Raw genomic sequence first — 641 nt, forward strand, 5'->3', positions numbered from 1 at the left:
CGACTGAGGGAATTCTACGGCTCGTCGATGTCCAGCTTCGAGGGGTTCTGCGAAATGAGACGCTCTTCCTCGTCATCCGGCAGCGCTTCGTCGCTGTTCTGGTACGCGTTATCGTCCTCTTCGTCGGGCAATTCACCACTCTTCTCGGTGGCGTTGCGACTGTCGCCGTCTGGCGGCACACCATCCGGAAGAACCTCGCTGCCTCGGATCGCGTCCCAATCCTGCTTTTCGAGTGCTGGTCCTTCGGATGTGACGACAGGTTTCTTACCTGGTGTCATCGGGCCTGGTGTCATCGGGCTCTCCTAGGCTTCGGCATTCACCTTCGGAGCGCGCATTCGCGCCCACATCAGCATACGCCGCAAGGGCTGGCATAACGATCAGTGCCAGTAGGGTTCGACCCTCCAATATCGATACGAAGCTTCGCGGGCCGGCCTTCCATCATCGACGGTGAGTTCATCGATCGAGTAGGCGGGCGCGGCCTTGAGCTGATCTGTGCTGAAAGAGACAACGTATCCGCCGCGGTCCGGATCATAATCCAAGAGGGACCATGGCACCGCGTGGTATCTTTCACCGATGCCCAGAAAACCGCCAAAGGAAATCACTGCGAACATGATGCCATTCGCGGTCTTTTCGAGCATCAC

At 58.2% G+C, this 641-nt stretch carries 2 protein-coding genes; both read right to left on the reverse strand.

What is annotated here, in order from left to right; genetic code table 11:
* Window positions 1–14: 14 nt before the first annotated feature.
* Window positions 15–293 (reverse strand): hypothetical protein, encoded by a 279-nt coding sequence (locus NKH57_RS33770; RefSeq protein ID WP_352485736.1) that lies wholly within the window; start codon window positions 291–293, stop codon window positions 15–17.
* A gap of 84 nt (window positions 294–377) precedes the next feature.
* Window positions 378–641, reverse strand: a 264-nt coding sequence (locus NKH57_RS33775; RefSeq protein WP_352950702.1) for a PRC-barrel domain-containing protein, incomplete at its 5' end; no start/stop codon positions are given.

It is taken from the genome of Mesorhizobium sp. M1050 (assembly GCF_040318715.1).
GTDB lineage: Bacteria > Pseudomonadota > Alphaproteobacteria > Rhizobiales > Rhizobiaceae > Mesorhizobium.

Coding starts and splice junctions, on each gene's coding strand:
- NKH57_RS33770 (WP_352485736.1), bottom strand. CDS start 293: ATGACACCAGGCCCGATGACACCAGGTAAGAAACCTGTCGTCACATCC.